General features: G+C 61.4%; 23 protein-coding genes and 3 pseudogenes. 13 read left to right on the top strand and 13 right to left on the bottom strand.

Translation table 11 applies throughout. The features are described 5' to 3' along the window. Positions 1 to 57: 57 nt before the first annotated feature. Positions 58 to 2,361, bottom strand: coding sequence for a putative bifunctional diguanylate cyclase/phosphodiesterase (locus tag B5E41_RS23085; RefSeq protein ID WP_088396211.1), 2,304 nt, complete (start codon positions 2,359 to 2,361; stop codon positions 58 to 60). A 327-nt stretch (positions 2,362 to 2,688) separates the two neighbouring features. Between B5E41_RS23085 and B5E41_RS23080 the strand changes: the two genes are divergently transcribed. Continuing rightward, a complete protein-coding gene (locus B5E41_RS23080; protein ID WP_088396210.1) occupies positions 2,689 to 3,228 on the top strand; it encodes a TRAP transporter small permease subunit in 540 nt (179 codons plus the stop codon). 20 nt (positions 3,229 to 3,248) lie between these two features. After that, positions 3,249 to 4,742, top strand: a complete 1,494-nt coding sequence (locus B5E41_RS23075) for a TRAP transporter large permease (RefSeq protein ID WP_088396209.1) — start codon at positions 3,249 to 3,251, stop codon at positions 4,740 to 4,742. An 82-nt stretch (positions 4,743 to 4,824) separates the two neighbouring features. Here B5E41_RS23075 and B5E41_RS23070 read toward each other — a convergent pair whose 3' ends face one another. Further along, positions 4,825 to 5,931, bottom strand: a complete 1,107-nt coding sequence (locus tag B5E41_RS23070; RefSeq protein WP_088396208.1) for a TRAP transporter substrate-binding protein — start codon at positions 5,929 to 5,931, stop codon at positions 4,825 to 4,827. Positions 5,932 to 6,221: 290 nt separating this feature from the next. On the opposite strand from B5E41_RS23070, the gene B5E41_RS23065 reads away from it, so the two are divergent. Beyond that, positions 6,222 to 7,001: a gamma-glutamyl-gamma-aminobutyrate hydrolase family protein gene (locus B5E41_RS23065; protein ID WP_088396207.1), complete on the top strand. Its 780-nt coding sequence runs from the start codon at positions 6,222 to 6,224 to the stop codon at positions 6,999 to 7,001. An 89-nt stretch (positions 7,002 to 7,090) separates the two neighbouring features. Here B5E41_RS23065 and B5E41_RS23060 read toward each other — a convergent pair whose 3' ends face one another. The 3 genes from B5E41_RS23060 to B5E41_RS23050 all read right to left on the bottom strand — a co-directional run bounded on the left by B5E41_RS23060 (position 7,091) and on the right by B5E41_RS23050 (position 9,736). Further along, positions 7,091 to 8,056, bottom strand: coding sequence for a 2-hydroxyacid dehydrogenase (locus B5E41_RS23060; protein WP_088396206.1), 966 nt, complete (start codon positions 8,054 to 8,056; stop codon positions 7,091 to 7,093). Between the two features lie 26 nt (positions 8,057 to 8,082). Then, the gene (locus B5E41_RS23055; protein WP_064805004.1) at positions 8,083 to 9,105 is read right to left on the bottom strand and encodes a LacI family DNA-binding transcriptional regulator; all 1,023 of its coding nucleotides are present in this window, start codon (positions 9,103 to 9,105) and stop codon (positions 8,083 to 8,085) included. A 118-nt stretch (positions 9,106 to 9,223) separates the two neighbouring features. Then, the gene (locus B5E41_RS23050) at positions 9,224 to 9,736 is read right to left on the bottom strand and encodes a MarR family winged helix-turn-helix transcriptional regulator (protein ID WP_088396205.1); all 513 of its coding nucleotides are present in this window, start codon (positions 9,734 to 9,736) and stop codon (positions 9,224 to 9,226) included. An 85-nt stretch (positions 9,737 to 9,821) separates the two neighbouring features. On the opposite strand from B5E41_RS23050, the gene B5E41_RS23045 reads away from it, so the two are divergent. The 5 genes and pseudogenes from B5E41_RS23045 to cysE all read left to right on the top strand — a co-directional run bounded on the left by B5E41_RS23045 (position 9,822) and on the right by cysE (position 14,272). Next, positions 9,822 to 10,610, top strand: coding sequence for a creatininase family protein (locus tag B5E41_RS23045; protein ID WP_088396204.1), 789 nt, complete (start codon positions 9,822 to 9,824; stop codon positions 10,608 to 10,610). 145 nt (positions 10,611 to 10,755) lie between these two features. Further along, complete coding sequence (locus B5E41_RS23040) at positions 10,756 to 11,865, top strand: CobW family GTP-binding protein (RefSeq protein WP_088396203.1); 1,110 nt, start codon at positions 10,756 to 10,758, stop codon at positions 11,863 to 11,865. After that, positions 11,865 to 12,854, top strand: coding sequence for a WD40 repeat domain-containing protein (locus B5E41_RS23035; protein ID WP_088396202.1), 990 nt, complete (start codon positions 11,865 to 11,867; stop codon positions 12,852 to 12,854). Before B5E41_RS23040 ends, B5E41_RS23035 begins: the two co-directional genes overlap by 1 nt. 16 nt (positions 12,855 to 12,870) lie before the next feature. Further along, a pseudogene (locus tag B5E41_RS23030) lies at positions 12,871 to 13,364 on the top strand (N-acetyltransferase family protein). A gap of 89 nt (positions 13,365 to 13,453) precedes the next feature. Continuing rightward, positions 13,454 to 14,272: a serine O-acetyltransferase gene (gene cysE, locus B5E41_RS23025; protein WP_088396201.1), complete on the top strand. Its 819-nt coding sequence runs from the start codon at positions 13,454 to 13,456 to the stop codon at positions 14,270 to 14,272. A 28-nt stretch (positions 14,273 to 14,300) separates the two neighbouring features. Here cysE and B5E41_RS23020 read toward each other — a convergent pair. The 4 genes and pseudogenes from B5E41_RS23020 to odc2 all read right to left on the bottom strand — a co-directional run. Next, positions 14,301 to 14,621, bottom strand: a pseudogene (locus B5E41_RS23020) (GGDEF domain-containing protein); the annotation flags it as partial. A gap of 120 nt (positions 14,622 to 14,741) precedes the next feature. Continuing rightward, positions 14,742 to 15,802, bottom strand: a pseudogene (locus tag B5E41_RS23015) (serine hydrolase domain-containing protein). A 191-nt stretch (positions 15,803 to 15,993) separates the two neighbouring features. Continuing rightward, positions 15,994 to 16,584, bottom strand: a complete 591-nt coding sequence (locus tag B5E41_RS23010) for a GNAT family N-acetyltransferase (RefSeq protein WP_064811366.1) — start codon at positions 16,582 to 16,584, stop codon at positions 15,994 to 15,996. A 96-nt stretch (positions 16,585 to 16,680) separates the two neighbouring features. Then, complete coding sequence (gene odc2, locus B5E41_RS23005) at positions 16,681 to 17,814, bottom strand: ornithine/lysine decarboxylase (RefSeq protein WP_088396200.1); 1,134 nt, start codon at positions 17,812 to 17,814, stop codon at positions 16,681 to 16,683. A 527-nt stretch (positions 17,815 to 18,341) separates the two neighbouring features. On the opposite strand from odc2, the gene B5E41_RS23000 reads away from it, so the two are divergent. From B5E41_RS23000 to B5E41_RS22990, 3 genes are all read left to right on the top strand, one after another. After that, complete coding sequence (locus tag B5E41_RS23000; RefSeq protein WP_088396199.1) at positions 18,342 to 19,235, top strand: LysR family transcriptional regulator; 894 nt, start codon at positions 18,342 to 18,344, stop codon at positions 19,233 to 19,235. A 130-nt stretch (positions 19,236 to 19,365) separates the two neighbouring features. After that, complete coding sequence (locus B5E41_RS22995; RefSeq protein WP_088396198.1) at positions 19,366 to 20,007, top strand: DUF1007 family protein; 642 nt, start codon at positions 19,366 to 19,368, stop codon at positions 20,005 to 20,007. Further along, positions 20,001 to 21,077 carry a nickel/cobalt transporter gene (locus tag B5E41_RS22990; protein ID WP_088396197.1) on the top strand — a complete coding sequence of 359 codons (1,077 nt, stop codon included), beginning with the start codon at positions 20,001 to 20,003 and terminating at the stop codon, positions 21,075 to 21,077. Before B5E41_RS22995 ends, B5E41_RS22990 begins: the two co-directional genes overlap by 7 nt. Position 21,078: 1 nt before the next feature. On the opposite strand, the gene B5E41_RS22985 is transcribed toward B5E41_RS22990, so the two are convergent. The 4 genes from B5E41_RS22985 to B5E41_RS22970 form a co-directional block, all read right to left on the bottom strand. After that, positions 21,079 to 21,285: a hypothetical protein gene (locus B5E41_RS22985; RefSeq protein ID WP_088396196.1), complete on the bottom strand. Its 207-nt coding sequence runs from the start codon at positions 21,283 to 21,285 to the stop codon at positions 21,079 to 21,081. Then, positions 21,282 to 21,977: a GNAT family N-acetyltransferase gene (locus B5E41_RS22980; protein WP_088396195.1), complete on the bottom strand. Its 696-nt coding sequence runs from the start codon at positions 21,975 to 21,977 to the stop codon at positions 21,282 to 21,284. The genes B5E41_RS22985 and B5E41_RS22980 overlap by 4 nt, the downstream gene beginning before the upstream one ends. 117 nt (positions 21,978 to 22,094) lie before the next feature. After that, positions 22,095 to 22,814, bottom strand: coding sequence for a tellurite resistance TerB family protein (locus tag B5E41_RS22975; RefSeq protein ID WP_088396194.1), 720 nt, complete (start codon positions 22,812 to 22,814; stop codon positions 22,095 to 22,097). Between the two features lie 106 nt (positions 22,815 to 22,920). Then, positions 22,921 to 23,559, bottom strand: coding sequence for a 2-dehydro-3-deoxy-phosphogluconate aldolase (locus tag B5E41_RS22970; protein ID WP_088396193.1), 639 nt, complete (start codon positions 23,557 to 23,559; stop codon positions 22,921 to 22,923). Positions 23,560 to 23,714: 155 nt separating this feature from the next. Between B5E41_RS22970 and B5E41_RS22965 the strand changes: the two genes are divergently transcribed. Both B5E41_RS22965 and B5E41_RS22960 read left to right on the top strand, forming a co-directional pair. After that, on the top strand, positions 23,715 to 24,203 hold the full coding sequence (locus B5E41_RS22965; RefSeq protein ID WP_088396248.1) for a CYTH domain-containing protein: 489 nt from the start codon (positions 23,715 to 23,717) through the stop codon (positions 24,201 to 24,203). Then, complete coding sequence (locus B5E41_RS22960; RefSeq protein WP_088396192.1) at positions 24,181 to 25,089, top strand: CHAD domain-containing protein; 909 nt, start codon at positions 24,181 to 24,183, stop codon at positions 25,087 to 25,089. The genes B5E41_RS22965 and B5E41_RS22960 overlap by 23 nt, the downstream gene beginning before the upstream one ends. The last annotated feature ends 51 nt before the right edge of the window (positions 25,090 to 25,140 follow it).

The raw sequence follows: 25,140 nt of genomic DNA, 5'->3' as shown, positions 1-25,140 counted from the left end.
AACTATTAAGGTTAACGGCGGGGAGCGTCACAAGGAAAATCGGCGGCTGCCGAGTGCTCAGGCGACCTTGTTGCGGCGACGTTGGACGGCGCGGCGGCCGACGCCCTGTTGCAGGAGCGGGATGTTCTGGGAAGGCACCGGCTGCGAGAAGACATAGCCCTGCACCAGATCGGTGCTGCGGTGCTTGTTGAGCAGAGCGAGCTGCTCCTCGGTCTCGACCCCCTCGATGACGATCTTGAGGCCGAGCTCGCGCGCAAGATTGACCGTGCCGCGCAAGAGCTTGAGGCGACGGGTATCCTCGACGATATTACGCACGAAGGAACGGTCGATCTTGACGATATCGAGCGGCAGCGTGTCGAGATAGCTGAGGCTGGAGAAGCCGGTGCCGAAATCGTCGATCGCGATGGTGATGCCGCGGGCTCTGAGTTCCGCCAGGATGGCGCGCACAGCCTGCGGCTCGTCGATGAGGCAGCTTTCGGTGACTTCGAGATGCAGCCGCGCCGCGTCGAGCCCTGAATGGGCAAGCGCGTCGGCGACCACCGACAGAATGTCGGCATCGCGCAAATCTCGCGCCGAGAGGTTGACTGAGACGGCGATGTGCTCCGGCCAGGTAATGCATTCGCTGCAGGCCTTGAACAGCACGAAACGGGTGATGTCGGAGATGATGCCCATATCCTCGGCGAGCCGAATGAAGACATCAGGCGGAATCGAGCCCTTCTCCGGATGCACCCAACGCGCCAACGCCTCGGCGCATTCGATGCGCGAGCCGTCGGCCCGGAACATTGGCTGGAAGACGAGATGCAGCGCCTGGGCAGAGACCGCCTCGCGAAGGTCTGCTTTCAGCTTCTGCTGCTCGATATAGCGTCCGTCCATCTCGCGCTCGAAGCCTGATATGCCGCCCTTGAAGCGCGACTTGCTCTCGAACAGCGCAAGATCCGCCTTGACGCTCCATTCGTCCATCGCGAAAGCGGAACTTTCGAGAATGGCGTAACCAGCACTGAGCGAAATGAGGAAGGTCAGTTCATCGACCTCATAATGGCCTTGGATCGCAGCGTGCACGCGGCGGATCTCGAGGTCGAGTGAGGCCGGCTCCTTCGCATGCGGGAAGAACAAGATGAACTGGTCGCCCATCAGCCGGCCGAGGATGGCGTTGCCACAGACCTGTTTGATGCGGGCGGCGATGGCGCAAAGCAGATGGTCGCCGGTGACGTGACCGCGCATGTCGTTGACATGTTTGAACTCATCGATATCGAGGACCATAAAGCCGAGTGGCCCCGATTTCCTCGAATGTTTGGCGAGATACTCCTGCACCAGCTGGCCGAAATATTCGCGGTTCGGCAGGCCGGTCAACGCATCGAAGCGGACCATGTGCATGATCTTCTGCTCGGCCTTCACACGGCTGGATACGTCTTCGAAGATCAGCACCGCGCCACCGTCGGCCCTGCGGCTGGCTGAGAATTCGAGCGACAGGCTCTCGGGAAAATGAACGAGCGTGCGCGACAGGTTGCCTTCGGCCACCTGGGTGAGCTGGCGCAGGATGAGCTCCGGCTGTGAGGCGTCCATGAAGCTGTAGCGTGCGCCATAGCGCAGCACGGCGCCAAGATCGCGATCCTTCAGCCGCGCCGGCGCACCGATTTTCAGCAGTTCGCAGGCCTTGCGGTTGACAACCTGGATGCGGTTTTCAGCATCGACCATGACGAGGCCATGCGGCATGTTGTTGAGCGCCGTGTCGAAACGGTCGGCGATGATGGTGATTTCCCGGCGCGCAATAACATTCTCATACAGGAATTCGCGCACGCCGTTCGCCATCGCCCGCGTCGTCAGCCAGAAGGGGATGAGAAAGATCGACAGGACGCCGCGATAGAAATCCAGCGCCAGCAGGCTGCAGACGATCATCGGCAGGCAGCAGAAGAACGTCTGGAGGTCGACTGCGAAGCGCGAGCCATAGTTGCGCCCGACAACGGAAACCATGGTCGCCATGGTGACGGAAATGCAGGCAAGCTCCGCAAAGGAATCATGCACGACGAAGATGGCGTAGCCGCTGGCGAAGCCGAGAAGAGCGGTGGTGCAGGATCCAGCGGCAACGAGAACCCGCTCCCAACGCTCGATTCCGGCGCGCGACAGGCTCTGCTTGTCGACACGATCGAACTGCCGGAAGATGGCCATGCGAGCGCTGAAGACCAAAAGGAAGGCGACCGACAGCAGGATGTAGATGGAGTACTGCGTCTTGGCAGCCACCGCAAGGCATGTCGCGACATGGACGATCACGCCGACGAGAAGCGTCATGCGGTTCCCGGAAAGGGAGCTCACAAACGACAAATACACATCAATAGGGACCCTGTTCGGGTTATCTGGCTTCATCCACACTTTCCCTGTGCGCGGGGATTCTAAGCCCAACCCTTTAAAAATTGATTTCAATCGAATCAAACATTTGGTCAAATTTTCTAAAACCAGCAGATGAACACCACAGCTTACGCGAGATAATGCACCCTACTGGCGAGATTCATAAAATAATTTATCCACGCTTGGGTTGTTAAAACATTGGCGGACCATAGACGCTGCCTGTTGCGACTTAGACTATGCTCCAACGCGAGGCATTTATCCTTCCAATTTCAAAAGCCGTGGTCTACACCGATTCCAAAGAGGGAAAGCTGCCGAAAAACGGCAGGACAAAAATAAGGGAAACGAATGTCGATACTTCTGGCGGCAAGCCGGCTGATTGATTCGGTCAGTCGGATCATGGGCGAACTTTCCGAATATATGATCCTGTTCTGCTGTCTCATCAGCGCCGGTAATGCCATCGTCCGCTACACCTTCAACTACAGTTCGAACGGTTGGCTTGAGATCCAGTGGTACCTCTTCGCCTTCGTCGTCATGCTCGGCGCCTCGCATGCGCTGCGCAACAATGAGCACGTTCGTGTCGACCTGATTTATGGCGCAGTGTCCGAGAAGGCGAAGATCTGGATCGACATCGTCGGCCTCATCCTGTTCCTCATCCCCGTCTGCGTCTTCCTGACCTGGCTCTGCTGGCCCTTCTTCGCGCTTTCCTACCGGCAGGGGGAAATATCGGGCAATGCCGGTGGGCTGATCCGCTGGCCCGTCAAGCTGATCCTCGTCGCCGGCTTCGCACTGCTTTCCCTTCAGGGCGTTTCCGAGCTGATCAAGCGGATCGCAGCGCTGACCGGCCAAATCAGCATCGACACCAAATACGAAAAGCCGCTGCAGTAGCGCGCCTGGGGGGAACGGTTTTGTTTGATTTCGGCATCATTCCGCCGGCCATGTTCCTGGGCATGGTCATTTTCATGCTCTACGGCTTTCCGGTCGCATTTTCGCTTGCCGCCGTCGGCATGTTCTTCGGCATCATCGGCATCGTTACCGGCCATTTCAGCGAAGCCTTTCTGCAAGCGCTGCCGCTGCGCTTTTTCGGCATCGTCTCCAACGACCTCTTGCTCGCCATTCCCTTCTTCACCTTCATGGGAGCGATATTAGAACGCTGCGGCCTTGCCGAGGATCTGCTCGAAGGCACCGGCAAGCTCTTCGGCGGCATTCCCGGCGGCCTCGCCTATGCCGTCATCCTCGTCGGCGCCGTGCTCGGCGCAATCACCGGCACGGTAGCCGCCTCCGTCATCACCATGGGGGTGATCTCGCTGCCGATCATGCTGCGCTACGGCTACAGCCCGCGCCTTGCCACCGGCGTCATCGCCGCTTCCGGCACCATAACGCAGGTGATCCCGCCCTCGCTCGTGCTCGTCGTCCTCGCCGACCAGCTCGGCAGATCGGTCGGCGACATGTATCTCGGCGCCATCGGCCCCTCGATCCTGCAGGTGACGATTTTCGTGCTCTTCATCCTGGTGATGTCGATCATCCAGCCGAAATCGATGCCGCCGCTGCCGAAAGAGGTGCGCGGCGATTTCAACTGGGCGCTTTTGGCGAAAGTGCTGATGGGCATGGTGCCGTCGATCGTGCTGATCTTCCTCGTGCTCGGGACGATTTTTATGGGCCTTGCCACGCCAACGGAAGCCGGCGCGCTCGGCGTCGTCGGCGCCATGGCGCTGGCAGCCATGAACCGCCGTCTCACCTGGCCGCTGATCCGCGAAGCGATGACGTCGACCACCCATATTACGTCAATGGTGGTGATGATCCTGATCGGCTCCACCTGTTTCAGCCTGGTCTTCCAGGGCATGGATGGTTCGCGCTGGATCGAGCATATGCTGTCGGGCATTCCCGGCGGCCCGGTCGGTTTCCTGATCTTCGTCAACATCTTCATCTTCGTGCTCGCTTTCTTTCTCGATTTCTTCGAGATCGCTTTCATCGTCATTCCGATGCTCGCCCCCGTCGCCTCCAGCCTCGGGATCGACCTGATCTGGTTCGGCGTGCTGATCTGCGTCAACATGCAGACCAGCTTCATGCATCCGCCCTTCGGTTTTGCGCTGTTCTACCTCCGCTCGATCGCCAGCAAGGACGTCAAGACCTCGGATATCTACATGGGCGCCCTGCCCTGGGTCGGCATGCAGATCATCCTGGTTGCGATCGTGATCTTCTGGCCGCAATCGGTCACCTACTGGCTGGACCATGGCCCGAAGGTCGATCCGAACTCGATCAAGATCGAAGTGCCGGGCTTTGGCGGCCAGTTCGGCCTGCCGCCCGTGGGCGGCGGCGGCAACGGCTCGCCGCAGATACCGGGGCTCTCCCTGCCGCCGCTGAACGGCCTGCCGGGGGCTCCGCCGGCGCCAGCCAAATAGCCCACCAAAAACAAACCCCGGATCAACGATCCGGGGTTTTTGCTTGCATTCGCCTAAAGCGTCGATGCCGGTCGCGGAAAGCCTAGAGCTTTCCGGCCCGCTGCTGGATCATCATGAACGTATCGAAGGTGTATTCCGAAAGCTGCATCCACAGATAGGCGTCGCGCTTGAAGGCGGTCTGGTCCTCGTAGATCTTCTTGAAATACTGGTTGTTGGCCGAGATTTCGCCGTAGATGCCCATTGCCGCCTGGAAGCAGGCTTCCATGATCTCCTGGCTGAACGGGCGCAACGTCGCACCCTCCGCAACGAGCTGTTTCAGCGCCGTCGGGTTCTTCATATCGTATTTCGCCAGCATGTTGGTGTTGGCGAAGGCGCAGGCGTCGGTGAGCGCTGCCTGATAATGCTTCGGCAGGTTGCTCCATTTATCCAGATTGAAGAAGGCGTGCACCGTCGGGCCGCCTTCCCACCAGCCCGGGTAATAGTAGTATTTCGCCACTTTGTGGAAGCCGAGCTTCAGGTCGTCATAGGGACCCACGAACTCAGCCGCATCGATCGTTCCCTTTTCAAGCGCCGGGTAGATGTCGCCGCCGGCGATCTGCTGCGGGACGACACCGACCTTCTCCATGATGCGTCCGGCAAGGCCGGCAATGCGCATCTTCACGCCCTTCAGATCGTCAAGCGTATTGATTTCCTTGCGGAACCAGCCGCCCATCTGTGCGCCGGTATTGCCGGCCGGCAGGGCATACATGCCCTGCGTGGCATAGAACTCGTTCATCAGCGTATTGCCGTTGCCTTCGTAGAACCAGGCGTTGGTCAGGCGGCTGTTCAATCCAAACGGGATGGCTGTTCCGAAGGCATAGGCCGGATCCTTGCCGACGAAATAATAGGAGGTGGTATGTGCCGCCTCGACCGTGCCGGCGGCCACCGCATCGACGGCCTGCAGGCCCGGCACCACTTCACCGGCTGCGAAAGGCTGGATGGTGAAATTGCCGTCGGTCGCGGCGGCAACATGCTTGGCGATGTCTTCGGCACCGCCATAGATCGTATCCAAGCTCTTCGGAAACGACGACGTCATGCGCCACGCGATCTTTGGATTCTCTTGCGCGATCGCAGGCGCTGCCAGCGCCGTTGCGGCAACTGCGCCGGCACCGGCGGTTCCCGCCTTCTTGAAAAACGAACGACGATCCATCAAAAACCTCCCGTATAGATGGCACTGCGCGGCCAATCTTCATCCCTACCCGCAGCGAGGGCAGAGCTAAGCATGGAGGGGGCCGCGATTCAAGCTTTAGTCTATTAGCCTTTGGCATCAGGATAGCAATAGGGAGCGCGCGAGGCGCCCATCAAAATCAGCAGCTTAGCGCGAGCCCCGGAGCCGCGGCGTCGTTTGCGGCGCAATGGCTCATCGGACAAAACCAGGCGTTGACTTCACGGTGGTTCTGGCGGCAAAAACGACGAGCAGAAGATTTTACCGGTGCAAACATGACGAAACCGATCGTTGCCATTCCTGCCGATATCCGCAGCTTCGACGGCGCGACCTGGCATGCCGTCCAGCATCAATATCTCAGTGCCGCATTGAACGCGGCCGGCGTCATGGCCTTCATGATTCCAGCCTTCGAGGCAGGCTACGATCCCGACGCGGTGCTCGACCGCGTCGATGGTCTGCTGGTATCGGGCTCGGCCAGCAATGTGCATCCCTCGCTTTACGGCGCCGAGGCGACCGACCGGGACGGCCCCTTCGACCCGGCCCGCGACGCCACCAGCCTGCCGCTCATTCGCCGCGCCATCGACCGCGCCATCCCGCTGCTCGCCATCTGTCGCGGCATTCAGGAACTGAACGTCGCTCTCGGCGGTTCGCTGGCAAGCGAGATCCACGAGCAGCCCGGAGTCTGGGACCATCGCCGGCCGGAGGGCGTCGACCGTGACGGCATGTACGCCATCCGCCAGACCGTCCATGTCAGGGAAGGCTCCTGCATATCAGGCATTCTCGGCCCGGGCGATATCCGCGTGAATTCGCTGCATCGCCAGGCGATCGCCAGAACCGCGCCGCGCCTGCAGGTGGAAGCGACCGCCGAAGACGGCACGGTGGAGGCCGTTTCCGTCATCGACGCCGGGGCCTTCGCCGTCGGCGTACAATGGCATCCGGAATATTGGGCCGAAACCGACAAGGCGTCGAACCGGCTGTTTACCGCCTTCGGCGACGCCGTCCGCGGCTACGCTGCCGGCAAACTGGCGGCTGTCACCGCGCAGGCGATCGCCTAGCGCATCGAACATCGGTGCCGAATTCCGGAAAGAACAAGCGTCCTTTGTGCGTCCTCAGGGACGCACGACGGTCTCGGAGGCAGCTGAACTCAGTCTCGGTTGAGCTTCTGCGGCGTTTCCGGCACCGGCGTCAGCGCCGCCCCCCTCTCGAACCAGGCGATGAGATTGTCGGCGACCAGGTCGGCCATCGCCATGCGCGTGGGCACGGAGGCCGAGGCAACGTGCGGCAGCAGCACGGCATTGGCCGGTTCCAGCAGTCCGGACGGCACGCTCGGCTCTTCATAAAAGACGTCGAGACCGGCAGCACCGAGCGCGCCTGACGCGAGGGCGGCGCTCAGCGCTTCTTCATCAACCGTCCAGCCGCGGCCGACATTGACGAGAATTCCGTTCGGACCGAGAGCGGCCAGGATATCGGCATCGATCGTCTTATGCGTCTGCGGCGTCTTCGGAACGATGGCAATCAGCGTATCCACCGCCTCCGCCAAGCCCTTCAGCGTCGGGTGATAATCGTAGGGCGCATCCGCATGGCGCGAACGTGTGTGATAACTGATCTTCACCTTGAACGGCTCCAGCCGCCTCGCGATCTCGAGCCCAATGCGGCCAAGGCCGTAGAGCCCGACATGACGGCCCTTGAGCGAGAACCGTGACAGCGGATAAGCCGTGCCCGGCTTCCAGTTGCCGGCACGCAGCCAGGCTTCGGCCCGCGGCAATTCGCGGATCGTGTTCAGGAGCAGGCCAATCGCCGTGTCGGCAACCTCGTCATTCAGGACGTCGGGCGTATTGGTGACGACGATGCCCTTTTCGGCGGCCCGTTTGACATCCATGCCGTCATAACCGACGCCAAAACTGGCGATCACCTCGACGCCAGGCAACTGGTCCATCCAACTGCCGGGAAAGGCGCCGGAGACGGCGACGCCGCGGATGCGGCCGGCGGTGTCGCTGTCGAGCGCCAGCTTTTCCTCGCGGACGACAGCGATGATTTCAAAACGATCCTTCAGCCTTTCGAGAACACGTTCGTGTATCTTCCCGGGAACGAGAATGGCGATGCGGGACATGGCTTTCCTCTTGGACAGAGTCTGGTTCAGGCGCGGGGCCGATGGGGACTGGTCGACTGGCGGATGCGCATTTCCGGCTTGATCAAATGCATGCCGTCCGGTTCGTGGCTGCCGGCAAGACGGTCGAGAAGCGCGCGCGCGGCCAGACGGCCGACTTCGGTCTGGCCGTTCCAGACGGTTGTCAGCGCCGGCGTGGCGATCGAAGCCTCCTCGAGATCGTCATAACCGGTGACGGAGATATCCCGGCCCGGCACCAGGCCGGCGCGGGCAATGCCGTTCATCAGGCCGATCGCGACGAGATCGTTCCAGCAAACGGCCGCCGTCGGCTTCTGCGGCAGCGAGAGGAAATGCACCGCCGCCTCGAAACCGCCCTGCTTCGAGCGGGGGCCCGGAATGCGCAGATTCGGATCGACTTCGATGCCCGCCTTGCGCAGGGCATTGACATAGCCCTGGTAGCGGTCGCGGCCGGTGGATGTCTGGTCCGTACCGCCGATCATCGCGATCGAGCGGTGGCCGAGGCCGATCAGGTGGTTGGTGGCAAGCGAGATGCCGTAGCTGTCGTCGCCGCGATAGGTCGGCAGGTCCTGCCCCTCCATCGAGCGGGCAACAAGGATCGCCGGCATACCGTTTTCTTCCGCCAGTTGCACGTCCTCGGGCGGCGTGCCGATCGCCGGCGACATGATCACACCGTCGCCGCCGAGCTGCAGGAGCGTCTCGATGAAGGTGCGCTGTTTCTCGACATTGTCATAGTGATTGGAAAGGATGAAGGTGTGGCGGCTGCGATCGAGCTCGCTTTCGATCGCCTTCAGGATCTCACCGTAGAACGGATTCATGATGTCGTGGACGACGACGCCGATGATGCCGGAGCGCGAGGTGCGCAGGCTGGCGGCACGGCGATTGTAGATGTAGCCGAGCGCGCGCGCCTGCTCCTTGATCTTCTCCCGCGTATTGCCGGCAACCAGCGGACTGTCGCGCAAGGCGAGCGACACGGTCGCCGTTGAAATGCCGAGCGTCTCGGCAATTGTCGAAAGCTTGATCTTCTGGGCCACGTGTCCTCCTCCAGGCAGCACGCAAGACAGTAAGACCATGCCGGAAACCGGCGCGGCCCTTAAACTGTTTAATTAAAAGATTTAACCGGCGGAGGCAATTCGTCTTTCAGGAGAAATTTCAGTCTTCGTCCGGCTCTTCAATGGCATGCGCTTCCGCCTGCAGATTGGCGTCGATCGCCTTCAGCAGGCGAACCAGATTGCGGATTTCCTTTTCTGAAAATTCCTGCGTCGCCAGCCTGTCGCAGGCCGAGGCCGCCATTTCGATCGCCCGCACGCTGTCACGGCCGAGCGCAGTGAGATAGACCTTGGTGAGGCGCGCATCCTCGGCATCGGGCTTGCGCTCGAGAAAGCCCTGCGCCTCCATGCGGCCAATCGTCCGCGTCATCGTCGGCGCCTTGACGCCGAGCTTTTGCGCAAGACCGCCCGCCGTCATGCCATCGCTCTCGGCAAGCGAGAGAATGACGCCGTCTTGGCCGGCATAGAGACCGCTTTCGAACAGGTTGCGCGAGAGCACCGTGCGCATGGAACGGGCCGCCTGGGTGAGCGCCGGAGAAAGATCGACAAGCGTGTACTCCGTCTGGTCCTTCTTCTTGGACTTGCTCTTCTTGCCGTCCTTATGCTTCTTTCCCATAGCCATCCCTTTGATCTTTAAGCCCCGACGCCGCTGCGATATGACATTGCCCATGATCTCGTCATAAACAAGAGGCAACGACCGGATGATGATGCCTTCGCCCCGCTTCGACGACAGCGGCTCGGTTCGCGCCCCCGGCGCACGCCGCCCGATCGCCGTGCTGCCGCTCGGCGCCCATGAGCAGCACGGCCCTCACCTGCCCTTCGAAACCGACACGCTGATTGCCGAAGGCATCGCCGGACGATTGAAGGCGGCCCTGCCCGCCGGCCTGCCGGTCACCTTCTTGCCCGCCGAATCGGTCGGCTATTCCATAGAGCACATGGATGTTGAAGGAACGAAGACGCTCGCCTTCGACGAAGCGGTCAACCGCTGGCTCGGCATTGCCGAAAGGCTGGCGAAGAGAGACATTCGCAAATTCGTGATGCTGAACGCCCATGGCGGCAATTCGCCTCTGATATCAGTCGTCGCGACCGAGGCGCGGGTCCGTTTTGCCATGCTGGCTGTGGCGACGAGCTGGACCCGTTTCGGCCTGCCGGATGGCGTGATTGCACCGGAGGAAAAGGCGATCGGTATCCATGGCGGCGATATCGAGACTTCGGTCATGCTGGCGCTTCACCAAGACAAGGTAGACATGGCAAAGGCTGAGGATTTTCCCTCGCGGCAGACGGAATTCGCCACCCGCTTCAAGCACCTGCGCGCCTACGGCCCGCATGCCTTCGGCTGGAAGATGTTGGATCTCAATAAATCGGGCGTCGCAGGCAATGCCGCGGTTGCGACGGCCGAAAAGGGCGAGGCGCTGATTGCCCATGCGGTGAAGGGGCTGGTGGAACTTCTGGAGGATGTCGATGCATTCGACCTCGGCGAGCTCCGTTGAAAAGCGGTCATCCGCATCGGGCGGCGATGTGATCTTATAACATATAAAATCCTTTGAACTGCCGTGCCCATGCCATTATATGAGACCAACCGCTCAAGCGGCCGATCCTACGCCGTTCGGCCGTACGCCTAATTTAGAGGTTCTCATGACCGACGCGATCTCCACCCAGAAGCCTATTCCCGTCACCGTGCTCACCGGTTATCTCGGCGCCGGAAAGACGACCTTGCTCAACCGCATCCTCTCCGAAAACCACGGCAAGAAATATGCGGTCATCGTCAACGAGTTCGGCGAAATCGGCATCGACAACGACCTGATCGTCGAGTCGGATGAAGAAATCTACGAGATGAACAACGGCTGCGTCTGTTGCACGGTGCGCGGCGACCTGATCCGCGTCGTCGAAGGCCTGATGCGCCGCCCCGGCCGTTTCGACGGCATCATCGTCGAGACGACCGGCCTTGCCGATCCGGTACCGGTCGCCCAGACCTTCTTCATGGACGATGACGTTCGCGCCAAGACCGAGCTCGACGCCGTCATCGCCCTCGTCGACGCCAAGCACCTGCCGCTGCGCCTGAAGGACAGCCGCGAGGCCGAAGACCAGATCGCCTTCGCCGACGTCGTCGTCATCAACAAGAGCGACCTCGTGACCCCGGACGAACTGGATGTGATCGAAGACATCGTCCGCGCTATCAACCCGGCGGCCCGCGTCTACAAGACCAGCCGCTCCGGCGTCGATCTCGCCCGCGTGCTCGATCAGGGCGCCTTCAACCTGGAGCGCGCGCTCGAAAACGATCCGCATTTCCTGGAACACGGCCATGACGACCACGTCTGCGGCCCGGATTGCGATCATGATCACCATGATCACGACCACCACCATCATGGCCATGATCACGATCATCATGATCACGATCATCATGGGCACGACCATCATCATGGCGCGATGTCCGCGATCCATGATGTGACGGTGCAGTCGGTGTCGCTGCGCGGCGGCGAGATGAATCCCGAGCGCTTCTTCCCGTGGATCCAGAAAGTCACCCAGGTGCAGGGCCCGAACATTCTTCGCCTCAAGGGCATCATCGCCTTCAAAGATGATCCCCAGCGTTACGTCGTTCAGGGCGTGCACATGATCATCGAGGGTGATCACCAGCGGCCGTGGAAGGATGGCGAGAAGCATGAAAGCCGTCTCGTCTTCATCGGCCGCGATCTCGACCGCGAAAAACTCGAGGCTTCGTTCAAGGCCTGCGAGGCAGCCGCCTGATGCCGACAGTTGCGCCGCTTGATCTCGACGGCCACATTCTGGCCGTCGAATTTTTAGGTGATGTTCCCTTCTTCGCAAACGCAAACGGCACGTTTCACCGGCTGGACGGCGGCGAGAGGGTTTCAGAAGCCCATCAGGGCATGCTCACCGCGATCCGCGATCCTTATAGCGACAGCCTGATCTCCGGCGGCGAGGACGGCAAGGTCCTGCGCATCACCGCCGACGGCAGCGTCAGCGAACTCGCGACCGCACCGCGCAAATGGATTTCACAGGTCGCGGCCGGCCCGCAGGGCGCCATCGCCTATTCTTACGGCAAAAGTTCGCTCGTGCGCCTTGCCGACGGCACGACCAAGGAATTTCCCGAGGAGCGCACCGTCGAAGGCCTCGCCTTCGCACCGAAGGGTCTACGCATCGCCGTTGCCCGTTACAACGGCGTGTCGCTGCATTGGGTCGGTATGAGCGCCAAACCGGTCGATCTCGAATGGAAGGGCGCGCATACCGGCGTCACCTTCTCGCCGGATGGTAATTTCCTCGTCACCTCGATGCAGGAAAACGCGCTGCACGGCTGGAAGCTCGACAGCAAGCCCGGCGCCGAAGCCCGCCACATGCGCATGACCGGCTATCCCGCCAAGGTGAAATCCCTCTCCTGGTCGGTCAAGGGCAAATGGCTCGCCTCCTCGGGCGCGCCGGCGGCCATCGTCTGGCCTTTCCAGGGCAAGGACGGTCCGATGGGCAAGGCGCCGCTGGAACTCGGCACCCGCGCCAACATCATGGCGACCTCGGTGAAATTCCATCCGCTGGAAGATATCCTCGCCATCGGCTTCGTTGACGGCATGATCCTCGCTGTGCGCGTTGCCGACAACAAGGAAGCGCTGCTGCGCCGCCCCGGCAAGGGCGCGATCACGGCGATGAGTTGGAGCAGGGACGGCAAGCTGCTTGCTTTCGCCTCGGAAGCCGGCGATTGCGGCGTCGTCGATATTTCTGCCTGATGCCGCGTTCCCGGTAGTGGATGGCGCCTTGACGGAACCCGAACTCGTGACGCTCGGCGCCGACCACATGCGGGCTGCGCTGAGATCAGGCGCGTGGCGCTCTGGCAGCGCCTGCCCTGGCTGCCCGTTCTGCACACGCCTGAGGAAGAAGAGCAGTATTGGCGCATGCATCTCCTGCCGAACTGCACGATCCTCGGCGCCGCCATGGCAAACAAGCTCGTCGGCGTCATCGCCTATGGCGATAACTGGATAGAGCAGTTTTACGTTCTCCCCGACTTCCAGGCCATGGGCATCGGCTCCCTCCTCCTCGGCTGCGCCAGAGAGGAGATGAATGAGATCCGGCTCTGGACATTCCAGCGCAATACGGGCGCACGCGCTTTCTACGAGAGGCATGGCTTTACCGCCGAGGAAGAGACCGACGGTGCCGACAACGAGGAAAAAGAGCCTGACGTGCTCTATCATTGGCGCCGTCTTCCCAAACCGACGCTCAGCCCGAAACCGTCCGGTTAGAAGATCGGGCTTGCCAAATGCCTTGGCCGGGCGAAACATGAAAATCCACGCAGGCATTGCCCGCGCCGTGGCTGACAGAGGAAACGTCAATGCCGAAATCGACCGGCCTCGGCTTGGCCGAGCAACAGCCGCAATCCTCGGGCGGCGTATCCATCTGGGCCGTGATCCGCGCCGAGGCGGGCGAGCTTGCCGTGCGCGAGCCGATATTGCAGCGACTGCTTGCCGAGCAGGTGACGGACGCTGCCGGCAGCCATGAGATCCTCGCCCGTGTGCTGACCGCGCGGCTTTCGGTGCCGCAAGTTGAAACGGGCGATTTGTTCGATCTCATCCTGTCCACGCTTGATGACGACATCATGCGGAAAGTCGAGGCAGATCTCGCTGCCGTGCGCGAGCGTGATCCCGCCTGCACGACGTTTCTGCACGCGCTTCTGAACCTCAAGGGCTTCCATGCGCTGCAGACCCATCGCATCGCCCATGCGCTCTGGAAAGGGGGCCGCCCGGAAATCGCCACATGGCTCGCCAATCTGGCCTCGCTGGTCTTCGGCCCGGATATCCATCCGGCAGCCCAGATCGGCGCCGCCATCATGCTCGACCATGGCTCGGGCATCGTCATCGGCGAAACAGCGGTGATCGAAGATGAAGTATCGATCCTGCAGAACGTCACGCTCGGCGGCACCGGCAAGGAGACGGGCGACCGTCATCCGAAGATCCGCCACGGCGTCATGATCGGCGCGGGCGCCAAGATCCTCGGCAATATCGAAATCGGCGCCTTCAGCAAAATCGCCGCCGGCAGTGTCGTGCTGAAGCCGGTCCCCGAACATTGCACGGTCGCCGGCGTGCCGGCCGCCGTCGTTCGTATCCACCGTACCGACGAAATCCCGGCCGAGACGATGGATCAGAATATTTAGGTAATCGCTACAGGGTCGCGCCCACGCGCTATGCCGCTTGCTGGTTTTCCCAAAAGGCTTCAACGCGATTTCGGCCTTCGCGCTTCGAGCGATAGAGCGCCTCATCGGCCTTGTGCACGAGCCGTTCGAAATCTCCGCCGCCTTCCCGCGTGGCGACGCCGATGCTGAGCGCAGGAAAGACGGCGAGATCCGGCCGCTGCATGGCGGCGGCGAAGTCGAGACGGATGCGCTCGGCAATCGCCATCGCATCTTCCTGTGAGATGTTTTTCAGCACCGCCAAGAACTCGTCCCCGCCTTGGCGGGCGAGCAGATCGCTTGAGCGCATGATCCCCTTGGAAATGCTGGCAAAGCCCAGTAGCATGTGGTTTTCCGAGGTTCTGGTCGCGGAACCTACAGCAAGCATTTTGCGGTTTGATTGGAGCCTTCGTTAAGAATTGAACGATCGGCGGTTTTCCCTGCGCCGCTGTGGTCAAGCCGCCCGCACCGTGCCGATAATGTCGGCCAGCAGACCGTGCAGCAAATCGCGGTAGCCGTTTCGGGCCGAAGGACCGCTCTCTTCCGAGGTCATGACGACGGTGAGATCGAGCGACGGCACGATGTAGAGCATCTGGCCGCCATAACCCCAGCCGAAATGCACCTGCTCGCCGCCGATCTCACGTGTGAACCAGCCATAGCCATATTCGTCGCCGGAGAAGCGTGAATTGGTGCGGCGCTGCCAGGATTGCACGATCCAGTCGGCGGGCACCACCTGCACTCCCTCCGCCGTGCGCCCGCCCGCCATTGCGATAAAGCTCGCCGAAAGCAAGCAGGGAGCGGGCGCTCATCGCCATCTGATTGCCGCCGAGATAGATGCCCTGCGGGTCGCGCTCCCATGCGCCGATACGGAAACCCTCGATTGGGCCGAGCCAATCGCGCGCCAAAGCCAGGGTCGACCTGGCGCTGACCTTGGTTAGAATGGCCGAAAGCAGATGCGTGGATGCGGTGGAATAGAGCATCTCTCCGCCGGGCTGATCGACAAAAGGCTGCGAAAGGGCAAAGCGCACCCAGTTGCGCGACGAGACCCAGCGGCCGTAATTCGGTCCGGACATGCGATTCGAGTCCCGCCTGCATGGAGAGAAGATTGCCGATGGTGATGTCGTTGAGGCGCGGATCAGGCGATGAGGGAAGATCGGCCTTCAGGATCGGCGCGATCTTCTGGTCCGGCCCATCCAGCAGTCCTTTGCCGATCGCGATACCGACAAGCGCCGAAATGATCGATTTCGAAGCGGATTTGATATTGGTCGTTTCCGACGGCGAATGACCGTGGAAGCCGCGTTCGGTGAGAACGCGTCCGTTGCGAGCGACGACCACCGTCTTGAGCGGTCGCAGCGCCGGATCGCTCGCCGCTTGGTCGAGACGCGGACCAAGCCCGGCGGCGGACGCCGTGCTCTGGGCGGACGCCAGGCCTGTTGCGCCAAACGGCAGGCAGAAGAAAAGCAGAAGGGGAAAAATCCGGATCGTGCGGCGCATGATAGGATATCGCCGCAGCATCTTCGTGTGCCCATGGCACTTTTCACGCGATCGTGTCTGCTGGTGAGCCGATTATTCGCACGCCTCACCGCCCTGTCACGGAAAGACAATCCGCGCCGCAACCATGGCAGACCCGCCTGCCTGCATGATCAAGCGGCGCGGACGTCGCCGGCCCGGGAAAGAGATTCCCCACTTGCCGACGGGCGTGCAGCTCAAGCTGCGCGGCGAACCGGCGCGCTGGCCAGCATGCGTCCCGAGGGGACGATCATGCCAGCCGCGCCGTCAAGCCAGCCTTCAGTGAGCTCAAGCGCGAGAAAGCGCGAGCGTTCGAACGGACCCGGCATGACAAGATGGCGAGCCTTTTCAGCGAAGAAGCCGAAGCGCTCGTAATAGGCGGCATCGCCGACGAGCAGGACGGCGCCATGCCCGCGGTTCTTCGCCTCGAGGATCGCCGCGCGCATCAGGGCCGAGCCGACGCCCTTGCCGCCGTGACGGCAATCGACGGCCAGCGGACCGAGCAGCAGCGCGTTGATCGGCGTGCCTTCGGCGTTGACGCCGGCCTCGACGTTCCAGAGCCGCACCGTGCCGATCAGATGGCCGTCGCGGTCACGCGCGACCAGCGCAAGTCCTTCGGCCGGAATACGGTTGCGGCGGATTTTCTCCGACGACTTCTTGCGGCGGTCAGTGCCCATGACGCGATCGAGCAGGTTTTCACGCGCGACGACATCCGACGGATTTTCGGCGTCGATGGTGAAAATGGAGGGCGCAAAGAATGCACGGACAGAATCAAGAACAGCGGCCATCGTGGCCTCCCGCACTCAAAACCGTTTCAGACGGTGACTTCGGAGAATTGTGAATTTGCCGCCCCGGCTGGTTACGGGACTAGCAGAAACAAGGCCTTAAATGACGTAGGCCTTCAGCGGCTCGAAGCCGTTGAAAGCGACTGCCGAGTAGGTCGTCGTATAGGCGCCGGTGCCTTCGATCAGGACCTCGTCGCCGATCGTCAGAGACAGCGGCAGCGGATAGAGGTTCTTTTCATACAGCACGTCGGCCGAGTCGCAGGTCGGGCCGGCGATCACGCAGGGCTCCATCTCGTCGCCGTCGCGCTCGGTGCGGATCGGGTAACGGATGGCCTCGTCCATGGTTTCGGCGAGACCGCCGAACTTGCCGATGTCGAGGAAGACCCAGCGGGCGTCGTCATTGTCCGACTTCTTGGAGATCAGCACGACTTCCGCCTTGATGACACCGGCATTGCCGACCATGCCGCGACCCGGCTCGATGATCGTCTGCGGGATCTGGTTGCCGAAATGCGTGCGCAGCGCCTGGTAGATCGACTTGCCGTAAGCTTCCGCGGACGGAACGTCACGCAGATACTTGGTCGGGAAGCCGCCGCCCATGTTGACCATCTGCAGGTGGATGCCCTGCTTGGCAAGTTGAACGAAGACACGCTTGGCATCGGCAAGAGCCGAATCCCAGGCATCGACCTTGGTCATCTGCGAGCCGACATGGAAGGAGACGCCGTAGGACTGCAGGCCGAGCTGATGAGCGTAGACGAGAACGTCGACGGCCATCTGCGGAACGCAGCCGAACTTGCGCGACAGCGGCCATTCGGCGCCTTCGCCATCGGTGAGCACGCGACAGAAGACACGGGCGCCGGGAGCAGCGCGCGAGATCTTCTCGACTTCCTCGTGGCTGTCGACCGCAAAGAGGCTGACGCCGAGCGCATGAGCGCGAGCGACATCACGCTCCTTCTTGATCGTGTTGCCATAGGAGATGCGGGCAGCGGTCGCGCCGGCTTCCAGCGCCATTTCGATTTCGGCAACGGATGCGCAATCAAAATTGGAGCCAAGGTTGACGAGCAGCTTCAGCACTTCCGGAGCCGGATTGGCCTTGACGGCGTAGTAGATGGCGCTGTCCGGCATGGCGTGACGGAAGGCGTGGAAATTGTCGCGAACGACGTCGAGGTCAACCACGAGGCAGGGACCGTCGGGACGTCGGGTTGCGAGAAAGTCGCGGATGCGCTGGGTGGTCATATCGTTCCCTCTTCCAGTTCCAGAGCTCCGGCATGAACCGGAGGACAAAGGGCGTACGAGAACTCGCATTGGAACCAGCCGGTGGAGACCCCGGAACCATAGCAAGCGCTCGATGCGCGGATAGTGAACCAACGCCGCGATGCGGTGTAAGTTCGGCTTTGTCTGCCATGGATTGGAGGGAGAGTCCCAACCGCACTTCCGGCAATGATGGTGTGCCTCTTCAGTAACCCCCGCTGATGGAAAGCAGGGAGAGAACAAAAAGGCCCGCACCGTCGTTGCTTCAGGCGTCCTCGCATTTTCCGGTTGGCCGGAATAGCGACTGGAGGGGTTAATTCCAGGTACCTTACCGATTTCCTCACCAATTCGAGGGTTCGGCGGACACCCATGGGCACGTGCGACTTTGGGCTGACTGGGAGATAAGAATATTCGCCTTCATAATCAAGCGATTTTTTGATCCTCTGGGCAAAAAAATATTGAACAGCGCGGGGCAATTTGTTCAACGTTCCAAAACAGTTCTAGGAAGCATCATGGATACCTTGACGCGCATACGCGCCTTCATCGATGTCGTCGAGGCCGAAGGCTTTTCCGCCGCCGCCCGGCGCACCGGCCGCTCGAAGGCGCTGCTGTCCAAATATGTGCGCGAACTGGAAGACGAGCTCGGCGCGTTGCTGCTCAACCGCACGACCCGGCAGTTCTCCATGACGGAGGCCGGCCACACCTATTATCGCAGCGCCTCCGATATTTTGAAGGAGATCGACAACCTTGCCGATCTCGTGCGCGAAAACAATGCACAGCTGAAGGGACGGTTGCGCGTCTCCGTTCCCCGCACCTTCGTCGACGCCGACGTCGGCCAGTCGCTGATCGATTTCGCCGGCGAGAACCCGGACCTTTCGCTGGAGATCGCCGCCGATGACCGGTTCGTCGATCTGATCGAGGAAGGCTTCGACGTGGCGATCCGCATCAGCAAGCTCGAAGATTCCGGCATGATCGCCCGCAAGATCTCCGATTTCCGCGTCCATCTCTGCGCCACCCCGGATTTTCTCGAGCGTCATCCCGATCTGGAGCATCCAAGCAACATTTCCAATCTTCCCTTTATCGTCGATACCAATTCACGCACCCACGGCAGCATCCGCTTCCACAATCCTGACAACACAACCTTCGCCGTCGCCGTCTCGGGGCCGATCGAGGTCAACAGCCCGCACGCGACACTTCGCGCTGCCCTCGCCGGCATCGGCATCGCCCTCATTCCCGATTTCATCGCCCGTAAACCGATCGAAAGCGGCGAGCTGGTGACGCTGTTTAACGATTATATTCCGACCGACCGCGGCATCTATGCCGTCTACCCGCACCGGCGCTACCTGCCGGCCAAGGTGAGGATCTTCGTCGATTACCTGCACAACTGGTTCAAGAAGCATCCGTGATATCTGCACGCAAGACCGGCCTGGCCGGACGATGGAGTGGGGCCGATCGGAACTCAACCGGCAAACCGGTCCCAATTCCGTCCCAATTTCTGGCAAGAACTCGGGTCGACCGAATATGGCAGCGGGACGCATGAACAAATCCATAGCATTGATGACCGCGCTTCTTTCGCTCACACCGGCAGTTGCCTTTGCGCATCCGCACATCTTCGTGGAGGCGCGGCTCGAAGTCGTGGCCGGCGCTGACGGCAGCGTCGAGGAACTGCGCAATGTCTGGCGCTTCGACGAGGTCTTCTCCTCCTCGGTCGTCATGGATTTCGACAAGAACACCGATCTGAAGCTGGAGCCGAACGAACTCGCGCAGGTCGGCAAAACGGTGAAGCAATCGCTTGCCGATTACGACTATTACATGAACCTGACGATCAACGGGAAGAGCATCACCGTCCAGCAGCCGGACATCATCCATGTCGACTATAAAAATGGCCAGCTCCTGATGTTCTTTGCGGTCAAGCCGGCGGAGAAGATGCCGCTCAAGGGCAGGCTTACCTTCGGCGTCTATGATCCGACGCTCTATACGTCGATCGATTTCCCCACAGACAACGAGCTGGCAACGGTGGGCGACGGTTTCAAGGCCTGCAAACACCAGGTGGTAAGGCCGGATGCCGACGAGGTGATCTCGCAAAACAAACAGTCGCTGACGGACGCCTTCTTCAACGATCCCACCGGCACCAACATGTCCAAACTCTTCGCCACACGGCTGGAGCTCACATGCTGATAAAACGCCCGTCCCTCATCCTTTCCGCAGCACTGCTCGCGCTCCTGACGGCGGCAAGCCTCGCCCACGCGCAATCGCCGCTCGGCATCGGTACGGCCGAACCGAGTTTTCAACCGACGGGCGGGCCTTTTGCGCCGCTTTTGCTCTATGTGAACTATGAACAGCAGGCCTTCTATCGGGCGCTGACCGGTGCGTTGAAGGGAATGCGGGAGGATCCGTGGCAGCTGACATCACTGGTCGGCCTTTCCTTCGCCTACGGCGTCTTCCATGCCGCCGGCCCCGGCCACGGCAAGGCGGTGATCTCCTCCTACATGATCGCCAACGAGGTCGAGCTGAAGCGCGGCGTGGTTATTTCCTTCATTTCGGCTTTCATCCAGGGCGTCGTTGCCGTGGCGCTGGTCGGCGGCGCCTGGCTGGTGCTGCGCGGCACCGGCATTACGCTGACGACAGCCACTCATGCCATGGAAATCATAAGCTTCGTCATGGTGATCCTCTTCGGCGGCTGGCTGCTGTTCCGCAAACTGCGTTCGATGGCAAGCAATCTGCCGCGCCGCCGGCTGGTGGCGACGTCGGCCGGTCCGGTGTCCATGATGCTGGATTGGAAGGATAACGCAGCCGAACGCCAGTCCTATGCCTTCAACGGCAAGGCGCAGGCCGTGAAGGCTGGCCACAGCTTCGTTCCCGGCATGGTCTGCGAGACCTGCGGCAATACGCACGTGCCTGATCCGGCCCTGCTCGCCGGCGACAGGTTCAGCGTCCGCGAGGCTTGGTCGGCGATCATAGCCGTCGGCCTTCGACCCTGCTCCGGGGCTTTGCTTGTCATGACTTTCTCGCTGCTGAACGGCCTCTATCTCGGCGGCGCGCTTTCGGTCGCCGCCATGTCGCTCGGCACGGCGATCACCGTTTCCGTGCTCGCGACGCTTGCCGTCACCGCCAAGGGTGCGGCAGTCCGCCTATCCGGACGAGGCTCGACGGCTTCGGTCTGGGTTGGCAATGCCATTGAAATCCTCGGCGCCCTGCTCGTCATCCTGATGGGCGCCGTCCTGCTCGGCGCCTCCCTGCAAGGATAGGCTATTTTCCTCTGCGACGCTGGTAGCGCGCCCTGAGCCAGAAGACCGCAAAAAACGCCGTGATCAGGCAGATGCCCACAAGGATCCCCAGCGTCGGCGAGAAATTGCCGATCCAGAGAACGATGGTCGGCAGAAAATAAAGGACGAGGCCAGCGCCGAGCAGGATGACAGCGGCGGCGATCGCCTGCGAGCGGCTTTCCGGGCTCACGCCAGCCTTTCCTTCTCCAGATCCGCACGAATATCCTGCAGGCGGCGGATCTGATTGCCGGCCGCGTCGAAATTTTCGGGCGAAAGCCAGGCCTCGAAAGCATCGTTAATCAGCGGCCATTCGGCGTCGATCATCGAGAACCAGGCGGTGTCGCGGTTGCGATGCTTGGAGATCATGTGCTGACGGAACACCCCTTCGAAGCTGAAGCCGTAGCGCAGTGCCGTCGTCTTGCTCGCCTCGTTCTTATTGTCGCATTTCCATTCGTAGCGGCGATAGCCGAGATCCTCGAAAACATGTTTGGCCATCAGGTAGTGCGCTTCGGTGGACAGCGGCGAACGGCTCATGTCGCGACCATGAGCCACGCCGCCGATTTCGACGACGCCATTTGCCGGGTCGGCGCGCATGTAGTTCGCCATGCCGACAACCTTGCCGGTGGCGTTGTCACGAAAGACATGGGTGAGCCAGCCGGATTTGGTGTAGACGTTTTCCAGCCAGTTGGCGAAGTCCTCGATGCCCGAGAAATCATCCTGCGAAAAATAAAGAAGCAGTGGGTTGATGCCCATGCCGCCGAGCCCGTCCCACAGCGCTTCGAGATGTTCCTCGCGGCGATAGGGCTCGATGGTGACGAAACGGCCTTTCAGCGTAACCGGCTTCGGCGCCGGGCAGCCCTTGAAATTTGCAAGATCGCGCATGTTCACTCCCCTATTCCAGAGCCTTCCCCGGATAAATTGACGAATGCGTCAATTTATCCGGGGAAGGCTCCGGGAGTGGATAGGCCAGTCGCCCGATAAACGCAACCGGCCTGGATGTCACTGTGACAAGGTCGTCTTGGCGGATGACACCGTCGCCTCGATATGGTCGATCAGCTGATCGGCGAGGCCGAGCCGGCCCGCGAGCAGATCGAGATAACCGCGCTCGGCGCGCGAATCCGGATCGATGGTCAGCCGCGAGGCGGTATAGAGCTCGACGCGCTGTTCTTCCGTCACCGCCGCAGCCACGAGCGCATCAATGTCCGTCGGTGACGCAAGTTCGCCCTCGATGAAAGCAGCAGCCTCGCCGCTGACGTCAGCGGCCTTGATCTTGTCCATGATCAGGGCGCGTTCGGCGTCGTCGATATGGCCGTCGGCCTTCGCTGCGGCAATCATCGCCCGGATCAGTACCAGCACGAATTCGTTGCTGGCGGCAGGCGATGCCGGTCCGAAACCGGATTCGACGGGCGGAGGCAGGAGCACCGGATTGTTTGCCGACGGTGCATCCGAGGGGGCCGCGGGCGCTTGGCCCGCCTGATAGTTCTTGTAAGCCTGATAGCCAAGGCCGGCGATAGCGGCAAGACCACCGATCGCCAATGCATTGCCGGCAATACTGCGGCCGGTTTTGGTGCCGAGAAGCACGGCTGCGATCGCGCCGGTCTTCATCGGATTGTTCTTTGCCGTCTGCATCGCCTCGCCCGCCTTGTCGCGGACTGAACCGCCGAGACCCGGCACCTGCGAACCCAAGAACTGGTCGAGAAGCTTCTTTGCGTCGAACATTCCTCGTCGTCTCCCTGTTTGAGGCCGGAGGAGAACATAGGTTTGCGACGGCTGAAATACAAATATTGGGCGGGCTGCCTGGCGCTCATGTCCCGCCCATGCAACCTCAGGCCTTCAGAGCGGCGGCCTCCGCCGCAAGTGTGGTAATGCCAGCCCAGTCGCCGGCTGCGACCAGTTCCTTCGGCGCAACCCACGAACCGCCGACACAGACGACGTTCGGCAGCGAAAGATAATCCCCGGCGTTCTTCAGCGAAATGCTGCCGGTCGGGCAGAACAGCGTGCCGGCGAGCGGCGAGGCGAGCGCCTTGAGATAAGCAGCGCCACCGGCCTGCTCGGCCGGAAAGAACTTCAACACCTGATAGCCTTCCTCACGCAGCGCCATGACTTCGCTGGCGGTCGCAGCTCCCGGAAGCAGCGGCACGTCGGAATCGGCAGCGGCATCAAGCAGCTCCTGCGTCGTTCCCGGGCTGACGATGAACTTCGAGCCGGCCTCGACAGCCGCTTCCCAATGGGCGGCATTCAGGATGGTGCCGGCGCCGACTTCGGCGCCCTCGACCTCGGCGGCGACGGCGCGCACGGCCTCGAGTGCCGCCGGCGTGCGCATGGTGATCTCGATTGCTTTCAGGCCGCCTGCGACGAGGGCGCGGGCCAGCGGCACCGCCGACCTGGCATCGTCAACGATCAGGACCGGAACGACCGGCTGGAGCTTCAGGATGGAAAGGAGCTTCTCTGTTTTCTCACCCATGGTCGCACGACCTCCTTGAAACGATTGAAATTTGCATCCCGAATAACGCCCTCGCCGAACCTTGTCGAGATAAAACCCGGCTGCGTGAGAAGAAGGGTATGAAATGCCTGGAAATTGGTCTACCGTGCGGCGATCGTCACAAAAGGTTCACCGACATGGCGAAAGAGATCGAGCGGAAGTTTCTTGTACGCGGCGATGGATGGCGTTCCGCCGTCGAGAGCAAGTCTGTCCTGAGGCAAGGTTACATCGCCTCGATGGACGACCGTTCCGTCCGCGTTCGCACCCTCGACGGCAGGAAAGCGAAGCTGACGATCAAGATCGGCCGCAGTGCCATCACCCGTGACGAATTCGAATATGACATCCCGATTGCCGATGCCGAGGAGCTGTTGCAGAGCGCGATCGGCGTCGTCATCGAGAAGACGCGCTACCGCGTTCCGCATCAAGGCTTCGTCTGGGAAGTCGACGTCTTTGCCGGCGAGCATCGCGGGCTGGTGATTGCCGAAGTGGAGATGACGGCGGAAACCGACAAACCCGTCCTGCCCACCTGGCTTGGCCGCGAAGTGACCGGCGATTTCCGCTACTCCAACCAGGCCCTTGCCACAGAATACGGGCACGACAGGCATGGCCTATCGCATTCGGCCTGACGCCGATTTCACCGAGGCATTCCGGAACATCGCGACCGAGCAGCTGGAAGGCGCCATTACCTTTCTCGAAGAGCGGCTGGACGGTACGCACGAGGCGATCCATTCCTTCCGAAAAAACCTGAAGCGATTGCGCTCGCTCTACCGGCTCGTCGCGCGCGAGGTGCCGGATTTCCAGGAGCAGGAAAATGCAAGGTTGCGAGATGCCGCGCGCTCGCTTTCGGCCATCCGCGACGCAGCCGCGCTTATCGGCACCGCGCAATATCTGCAGCATTCAGCCCGCGGGAAAGAGGAAAGCGAGGCGCTCGGCCGGATCGTCACCATTCTCGAGGGGCGCCGCGACTGGATGGCGGAGGCCGAGAGCGGCCTGCAACAGCGGCTGATGGAAACCCCTGGCCTACTGAAGGAGGCGATCGCCGCTTTGGATGGCATTTCCTTCGATGGCAGTCATCGCAAGAATGCCCGCATGCTGGCGAAGAGCTGGCGACGCACCGCGCGCAAGGCCAAGGCTGCACTTGCCAGGTGCCACGGCGATGCATCGGCCGGGGATTTCCATGATCTGCGCAAACGCGCCTATGATTATCGGCTCTACCACGCTCTTTTGCGGGACATCTGGCCGGGCGCGATGAGGGCCAAGCGCGGTGCGGCCAAGGAGCTCGTCGAGGATCTCGGCCACATCCATGACCTCGCCGTGCTCTGTGAACTGGTCGAAGCCGAGCCGCAGCTCTTCACCCGCAACGACGATCTGGCGCATCTTCTTGACGCGATCATCTTCCGCCAGCAGGAAGACCGGCGGCAAGCCCTCCTCAAAGCCGACACCGTCTTCGCCGATGATCCCGACGAGGAATCGGAGCGTATCGAGCTTCTCTGGCTGATGGCTGCAAATTGAGCGATAGCAGGGCGATCCTGGAGACGGCCGGCCGCCTGCGCGGAAGGCAAT

The organism is Rhizobium esperanzae (genome assembly GCF_002204185.1).
Taxonomy (GTDB): Bacteria; Pseudomonadota; Alphaproteobacteria; order Rhizobiales; family Rhizobiaceae; genus Rhizobium; species Rhizobium esperanzae.
The sequence above is the reverse complement of the archived record's forward strand: the minus strand, read 5'-3'. Positions and strand labels throughout refer to the sequence as shown.